The organism is Asanoa sp. NPDC050611 (assembly GCF_040654855.1).
Lineage (GTDB): Bacteria > Actinomycetota > Actinomycetes > Mycobacteriales > Micromonosporaceae > Asanoa.
This window is the reverse complement of record NZ_JBFAIU010000044.1, coordinates 20,118-27,631: the sequence shown is the minus strand read 5'-3', so window position 1 is coordinate 27,631 and position 7,514 is coordinate 20,118. Positions and strand designations below refer to the sequence as shown.

Annotated in this window: 8 protein-coding genes; all 8 read left to right on the top strand. The window is 71.6% G+C overall.

Going from position 1 to position 7,514, the window contains the following annotated elements:
- On the top strand, positions 1–1,072 hold a 1,072-nt coding region (locus tag AB0H87_RS09955; RefSeq protein WP_360142275.1), incomplete at its 5' end, for a hypothetical protein.
- Positions 1,073–1,089: 17 nt separating this feature from the next.
- Positions 1,090–2,121: a Gfo/Idh/MocA family oxidoreductase gene (locus AB0H87_RS09950; RefSeq protein ID WP_360142273.1), complete on the top strand. Its 1,032-nt coding sequence runs from the start codon at positions 1,090–1,092 to the stop codon at positions 2,119–2,121.
- A gap of 102 nt (positions 2,122–2,223) precedes the next feature.
- The gene (locus AB0H87_RS09945; protein WP_360142271.1) at positions 2,224–3,051 is read left to right on the top strand and encodes an IclR family transcriptional regulator; all 828 of its coding nucleotides are present in this window, start codon (positions 2,224–2,226) and stop codon (positions 3,049–3,051) included.
- 48 nt (positions 3,052–3,099) lie between these two features.
- Entirely contained in the window at positions 3,100–3,837 is a 738-nt protein-coding gene (locus AB0H87_RS09940) for a creatininase family protein (RefSeq protein ID WP_360142269.1), read from the top strand.
- On the top strand, positions 3,834–4,598 hold the full coding sequence (locus tag AB0H87_RS09935; protein WP_360142267.1) for an amidohydrolase family protein: 765 nt from the start codon (positions 3,834–3,836) through the stop codon (positions 4,596–4,598). The genes AB0H87_RS09940 and AB0H87_RS09935 overlap by 4 nt, the downstream gene beginning before the upstream one ends.
- Positions 4,595–5,701 (top strand): enolase C-terminal domain-like protein, encoded by a 1,107-nt coding sequence (locus AB0H87_RS09930; protein WP_360142265.1) that lies wholly within the window; start codon positions 4,595–4,597, stop codon positions 5,699–5,701. Before AB0H87_RS09935 ends, AB0H87_RS09930 begins: the two co-directional genes overlap by 4 nt.
- 15 nt (positions 5,702–5,716) lie before the next feature.
- A complete protein-coding gene (locus AB0H87_RS09925; protein WP_360142263.1) occupies positions 5,717–6,604 on the top strand; it encodes an amidohydrolase family protein in 888 nt (295 codons plus the stop codon).
- On the top strand, positions 6,594–7,322 hold the full coding sequence (locus AB0H87_RS09920) for an amidohydrolase family protein (RefSeq protein ID WP_360142261.1): 729 nt from the start codon (positions 6,594–6,596) through the stop codon (positions 7,320–7,322). Before AB0H87_RS09925 ends, AB0H87_RS09920 begins: the two co-directional genes overlap by 11 nt.
- Positions 7,323–7,514 lie beyond the last annotated feature (192 nt).

Sequence of the window (7,514 nt, the reverse complement as noted above, 5' to 3'; positions counted from 1 at the left end):
ATCGACGGCGACGAGGGGATCCTCCGCTACCGCGGGTACCCGATCGAGCAGCTGGGCGATCGACGACTTCGAGATCGGCGACAACGCGCTGCTCTTCACGCCCGACTACATGGCGGCGATGCGTGCGGCGCAGGACAGGATCAACCCGGATCTCGGGTTCTACACCTGCGCCTACATGAAGGCGGCGACCAGCGAGACGTTCCTCGACAAGTACGGACCGTTCATCGACGGCATCATCTACCCGTTCCTCGACGGCCACCACAAGAACACGACGGTCGCCACCTCGGTGGAGGCGTGCGTCAAGGAGATCCTCACCTACACCGGTCCCCGTAACCTCTCGGTGATCCTGCTCGTCTACACGGGACGGTTCCTCGACGCACCGCTCCCACCCACGGAGGACTACGTGCGCGAGGTCGTGGCGACCGGGCTGCGGCTGTGCGCACAGGGCGACCTGGCCGGCGTGATCGCCTACGGCACGCAGCAGGACGGCGCCCCGGCGCCGGCCACGGACAACCGGGCGATGTACGGGAACGGCCGGCTCGCCCTCTTCGCCTCGCGGTCGCCGATCGAGCCGGGGCAGGCGGTCAGCGGGCGACAGGCCGTGCCGGTCGACCCGGACAGCCCACGGCACGAGATCTCCTTCTGGTACCGGCGGGAGTTCCACCCCGACGGGCTGGCCGCCGGCTGCTTCCGCCTGCAGGTCCTGCTGGACGACCAGATCGTCTGGGACATGGACGTGGCGGACCAGTCCTACAACCTGTGGATGCAGGGCGACGCGTTCCAGGGCCCGATCGACGTCACAGCCGCGGTGCGCGGCAAGACCTCCGTGGACCTCGCGTTCCGGCTGACCAGCACCCGGGGGGTGTCCGGCGCGTTCGTCGACGTCGGGATCGACAACATCGAGACGGTCGGCCTCCGGGTGACCGACCCGGGCTTCGAGGAGGTCGGCGCGTGGACCGTCGAGACCGCGGGGCCGCTCGTCGCGTGCCTTGACCGCTACGCCGGCGACCGGCCGGCCCGCATCCTGTCGACGCTGGGCGACGTCTTCGGCGCGGACTCGACGCGGCCTTGACGACCGGCGGTAGGCCCGTGCGCTCGTGTCACATCGTGCTGGTCGGGCTCGGTGACATCGGCGTCGCCGCGCACCTGCCGGCGCTGCTGCGGGAGCCCCGCGTCGAGGTCACGGGTCTCGTCGACCCGGACGCGGACAAGCAGCGGCGGGCCCAGGCCCTGACCGGCGGCAGCGTTGCGTCGTTCGGCTCGCTCGACGACGCCTTGGCCACGTGTGCGGTCGACGCCGTCGTCCTCGCCACGCCGCCCTGGGCGACCACCCGGCTGGCCCGGGACTGCCTGGCCCGTGGGCTGTACGTGCTCGCCGAGAAGCCGGTCGCCACCTCGGTGGCCGCCGCGGACGTGCTCACGTCACTGCCACCGGACGTGACCGGGCGACTGCAGGTCGGGCTGACCTTCCGCCACGATCCGGCGATGACGCGACTGCGGGAGTGGCTGACGTCCGGACGGCTCGGTCGCGGTCCGCTGCTGGTGCGTGCGCACATCTACGACGAGGTCCGCGACCCGGCCGACGTGGAACACACCGGGCGCATCATCGCGACGCTGCGGCACGGGTCGCCGGTGATGCACGAGGGTTCGCACGTCTTCGACTGGCTCGCGTACCTGCTCGGCGGCCACGGCGTCCTCGAGGACGCCTGGAGCGTGACCACCGACCCGGCGCTGCCCGCCGCCAACCTGACCGGTGGTCGCCTGCGGTACGCGGACGGCACCGTGGTCCTGCTCGAGTTCGGCTGGTTCACCGCCGGTCTCCCCCGGTGCCAACTGACCTTCCAGGGCGACGCCGGCCTGGCGGTCCTCGACGGCGCCACGTTCCGGCTCGAGCTCCGGCACCGGGACGGCAACGAGGTCGTCGAGATCGAGGGCGACCGGGTCGGCCGGTCCTTCCGCCGGCAGCTCGAGCGATTCGTCGACAGCGTCCTCGAAAGCCGGCTCGGATTGGAGCCGTCACTGCGCGACGGCATCGAGGCGCTCCGGACGAGCGCCGCCCTCGAACAGCGCGCCGGCGGAGCACCCGCGGCCCGCGCCGGCCCGGTCGGTGCCGACGGATGAGCCGACCTACTTTCGAGATGGGGAAGCTAGGATTCGCCATCGGAAGAGAGCTACGGGGCCTTCCGGTCGAACCCTCGCGCGTGATGCGGAAAGGTATTGCCCATGTCGACGTCTTCGCACGGCACCAACGCGGATCGGGCCCCGTCCCCGGCCGTGGACCGCGCGCTCACGGTCCTCGAGCAGCTGGTCGCCTCCGACGAGGAGCTGACGCTGACGGCGCTGGCCAAGGTCACCGAGATCCCGCTCGCGACCTGCGCGAGCATCGTCTACACACTGGAGCGCCGGGGGTACGCGGTGCGGCGTGTGGTCGGGCGCAGTCACTTCTGGCGTCCGACGCTGCGCCTCTACGGCCTGGCCAGCCAGCTCGTCCGCAAGATCGACCTGTCCTCCGTGGCGCGCGCCGAGCTGCGAGCCCTGGCCGACGAGCTGGGTATGCCCGTCCATATCGGCGTGCTCGACGGCGCGTCCGTGGTCTATGTCGCGAAGGCCGCCACGCCCGGCTTCATCCAGTTCGACACCTACACCGGAAAGGTCTCGCCCTTCAACCTCACCGCGCTGGGCCGCGCGATCGCGGCGTACCTGCCCGCCGACGACCTGGACCGGCTCATGCCGCAGCTCGCCGCGGGACGCGGCCCGCGGGCGCGTGCGACCGGGCGCAGGGCCTTCCGCGCCCTGCTGGAGGACGTCCGCGCGACGGGCTATGCCACGGAGGACGAGGAGGAGCAGGCGGACATCTCCTGTGTCGCCGCGCCGTTCTTCGGCGCGGACGGGCAGGTGGCCGGAGCGGTCGGTGTCACCGGCTTCGCCCGCGACCTCGACGGCGAGAAACGCGATGTCGCCGTCGCAGGGGTGCGGCGGCTGGGCGCGGAGATCTCGTCGCGCCTGGGTTGCCCGGCCGCGGCGTTGCCAGGAGCCACGACGGTCTCTTAGGATTCGGTTTAGCGAAGAGATCTTCCATATATCGAAGGAAGGTCGCCCATGGCGTCATCCGCCCTGCGGTGGGCCGACGTAGATCGGCGCGTATTGACCCGTCAGTTGCCGGAAGCTCTGGTTCTCCTGCCCGTCGGCGCGACGGAGCAGCACGGTCCGCACCTCGCGACCGGCACGGACGCCCTGATCGCGGGCGAGCTCTGCGCGGCCGCCGCCGACCGGGCCGCGCGGCGGTGCCAGCGTCCGATCGTCGTCGCGCCCACGGTCGCGTTCGGCGCCTCCGACCACCACCTGCCGTTCGGCGGCACGCTCTCGCTGTCGCCCGAGACGTTGCTGGCCGTCATCCTCGACCTGGCCCGGTGCGTCGCCGCCCAGGGCGGGCGCCGGCTGCTGCTGGTGAACGGACACGGCGGCAACGTCGGCGTGTGCCATGCCGCCGCCGCGGCCGCGTCCACCCGCTACGGCCTGGCGGTCGGCCACCTCGACTACTGGCACCTCGCGCCGGCGGAGCCCGACGTGCCCGTTCCCGGGCACGCGGGGGAGTTCGAGACCTCGTTGGTCCTCGCGCTGCGCCCCGACCTCGTGGGCGAACGCACCGCCCGGGCGCAGCCGCCGTCCGTACCAGCCGTTCCCGGGATCGACCTGCACACCGGCGCGATCTGGCGGACCATCGACGGCCACACGGACAGCGCGGAGCGGGCCGACGCCGATGCGGGCAAACGCCGACTCGATCACCTGGTGCGGCTGATGGCCGACCGACTCGTCCAGCTCGAGGGAGCGTTGTGATCGATTTCCACACGCACACGCCGGCCTGGCGCACTGCCACGTGGTTGGCGGGCACCCCGTTCGGCGTGGACGACTTCGTGGCGTTCATGGACTCCGCCGGGGTCCAGCAGGCCGTGGTACTCAGCCACGACGGCCTGTTCGACGCCACTCCACAGGCCAACGACGAGCTGGCCGCCTTCGTGGGCGCGTACCCTGACCGGCTCGTCGGGTTCGGCACCGTCCACCCACGACAGACGACGGCCGTCGGGGAGGTCGAGCGGATGCTCGGGCGGTTGGGCCTGCGCGGGCTCAAGCTGCACCCGTGGCTGCAGGGGTTCAGCCTGCACGAACTCTCACTGGACCCGATCTGCGCGGCGCTCTCGGCCCACGACGGGATCCTGCTCTGCCACGACGGCACCCCGCCGTACTCCACGCCGGCCCAGATAGCGGCCCTGGCCCGGCGGCATCCGCGTCTGCCGGTCGTGCTGGGACACGGCGGCCTGCACGATTGCTGGCGCGAGGCGCTCGCGCTGACGTGCGAGACCCCCAACCTGTACCTGTGCATCTGCGGCACTCCCCCGTACGCGGCACGCCAGATCCTGGCCCGGGCGCCGCGGCACAAGGTGCTCTTCGGCACGGACGCGGGGCTGTCGGACCGCAAGAGCCAGGACTACGCGGTCGCCCGGGTCGCGGAGATCGACGGTTGGGGCATCACCGCGGAGCAACGGCACGCCATGCTCGTCGACAACCCACGCCGCCTGCTCGCGGGGTCGGCGCGGTGAAGGCGACCGTCGCCGCCGTGCACACGCTTCCGGTCAGCCTGGACGTGCGCCCCGAGCTCGTGGTCCGCGGCGCCCGTGGCAGCCACGCGCGTTCCGACTTCCTGCTCGTGCGCGTCGTCACGAGCGACGACGTCGTCGGCTACGGCGAGGTGAGCGCGACCCCGATCTGGAGCGGCGAGGACGGCCACAGCGCCGAGCACTTCGTCCGCGACGTGCTCTCCCCCGCGCTCGTCGGACAGCCGCTGGCGCCGGTGGGCCGGCTCGACGACCTGATGGACCGGTCGCTCGCCGGCAACCCGTTCACCAAGGCCGGACTGTCGACAGCCCTTTGGGACGCGTACGCCCGCACCCTGGGCGAGCCCCTCGCGGTCGCCCTCGGCGGCGCTTACCGGACACGGGTGCCCATCAAGCTCTCCCTTTCCGGTGACGGCGCCGCCCTGGACGCCGTCCTCGATGCCGCGCGGGCGGTGGGGTTCGGCGCGTTCAAGGTCAAGGTGGGCCTGGGTGTCGCCGGCGACCTGGCGCGGTTCGCCAGGGCGCGCGAGGTGGCCGGCCCGGACGCGTTCCTCGGCGCCGACGCCAACGGGGGATGGACCCGCCGGGAGGCGGCGCAGGCCGTGCCCGTGCTCGCCCGGCTCGGATCGCGCTTCATCGAACAGCCGGTCGGCCCGGCCGACGTCGACGGCCTGCGCGACCTGCGTGGCGCCGGGCTGCCCGTGGTCGCGGACGAGGCCGTCTTCGACATGGCCGATCTCGTCCGGTTGGTGCGGGCGGAAGCGGCCGACTGCGTGAGCCTGTACGTCGGCAAGAGCGGCGGTCCGGGACGTGCGGTGGCGATGGGCCAGTTGGCCGCGGCCTTCGGCGTCGAGACCGTGATCGGGTCCAACGGCGAGTTCGGTGTGGGAGCCGCGGCGCAGCTGCACGTGGCGTGCGCGCTGGCGGCCCTGTCGACCGAGTTTCCCTCCGACATCATCGGCGCGCACTACTACACCGAGGACGTGTTGGCCCGCCCGCTGGACAGTGACGGGGCGACGGTGCGCCTCGGTGCCGAACCGGGGCTGGGCGTCGTGCCGCGCGACGACCTCGTCGCGCGCTTCCGTTGAAAGCTGGGTGAGCCCGTGATCGTCGATGTTCATACGCACACTCCGACCCATCGCGGCCCGGTGCCGCCCGACGAGCGGTGTGTCTACACGAGTTGGCGCACGGATCGCGCGGTGGTCACCACCAACTCCTGGGCCGACTACGACGCGGCCACGTCCGCGGCCGACGTGTCGATCGTGTTCAACATCGCTGTCGCCGACCCGCTCGGCGCGACCGGCATGCCCTACGCGCCGGAGCGCACGAACGACGCCACGGCGGAGTTCGTGGCCGCGGACCCGGGGCGCCGCATCGGCTTCATGTCGGTCAACCCGATGGCGCCGGACGCCTTCGACGAGGCCGAGCGCTGCCGCGACCTTGGACTTCTAGGCGTCAAGCTCGGTCCGAACTACCAGAACTTCGACCCGCTCTGTGCGGAGGCGCTCGCCTTCTACGCGTACTGCGAACGACTCTCCCTGCCCGTGCTCTTCCACCAGGGCGCCTCGCCGATCCGCTCCGCGCCGCTGCGGTACACCTACCCACTCGTCACCGACGAGGTCGCGCTCCGGTTCCCCGAGCTGCGGATCGTGATGGCGCACATGGGACACCCGTGGGGCAAGGAGACCGTCGTGACGATCCGGAAGCATCCACACGTGTACGCGGACGTGTCGTCGATCTACCTGCGCCCCTGGGTCTGCTACGAGGCCCTGCTCGCCGCGGTCGAGTGGGGCTGCACCCACAAGCTGCTGCTGGGCTCCGACTTTCCGATCGCCGACACCGCGGAGGCCATCGCGGGGCTGCGCGGGGTCAACCGCATCCTGGCGGGCACGAGCCTGCCCCGGGTGCCGGACGAGTCGATCGAACAGATCATCCACGCGGACGCGCTGTCGGCGCTGGGCCTGAGCGTAGGAGGCAACCGTGGTCGTTGACGCACACGTCCGGCTGGGCCGCGGTCGCGAGGTCTCGCTCGAGCTGGCCGAGCTCTACTCGACCATGGACGAGCTCGGGATCGATCAGGCCCTCGTGGCCCCGGACGAACGCGGCATCGCCGTCGACAACCGCGCGGGCAACGAGATGGTGGTGAAGGCCGCGGCCGCCTCGTCGGACCGGTTGATCGCGTACGCGACGGCCAACCCTTGGCGACGCGACGCGGTCGACGAGCTGGCGCGTGCCCGCGACGCCGGAGCACGGGCGCTCACAGTGGACAGTGTCCTGCAGGGCTTCGATCTGTTGGACGGTCTGGTCGACCCGTTGCTGGAGTTCGCCGGCGCGAGCGGATGGCTGGTCTACGTCCGCACCGGAACACCACCGAACGCCCTGCCCCTCACCCTTGCGACGCTGGCCCGGCGCTACCCGGAGATCCCGTTCGTGATGGGGCGCAGCGGGGCGACGGACTTCTGGATCGACGCCGCACCGGCGCTGCGGCACGCGCCGAACCTCTTCGGTGACACGTGTTACGCGCCTTGGGACACCGTCCTCACGGAATTCGAGCGCGATCCGGCGATCGGCACGTCCCGGCTGGTGTTCTCGACGGACGCGCCGTACGCGGTGGCCCGGGCCGAGCTGCGGCGCGTGCGGGACTGGCCGATCGACACCGCGGCCCGAGGCGAGGTCCTCGGCGGCACCATCCGGCGCCTGCTCGGCTGACCGTCGCGGCGGGCGGCGGCCCGAATGGACACGACGAACATTGCCGGACCATTCCCGTGCCACGTATGATTCATAATCAGAAGACATTTTCGGGATACCGAAGATTGATTGCGGGGGCCAGATGACTGTCGCGACGCAGACCCCACTCGACGAGCCGTCCGGAGCCGCCGCTTCCGCAGATGCGTCCACTTT

What these genes read in the sequence shown, in the direction of transcription:
- AB0H87_RS09945 (WP_360142271.1), top strand. Translation starts at nt 2,224, where the DNA reads ATGTCGACGTCTTCGCACGGCACCAACGCGGATCGGGCCCCGTCCCCG.
- AB0H87_RS09940 (WP_360142269.1), top strand. Translation starts at nt 3,100, where the DNA reads ATGGCGTCATCCGCCCTGCGGTGGGCCGACGTAGATCGGCGCGTATTG.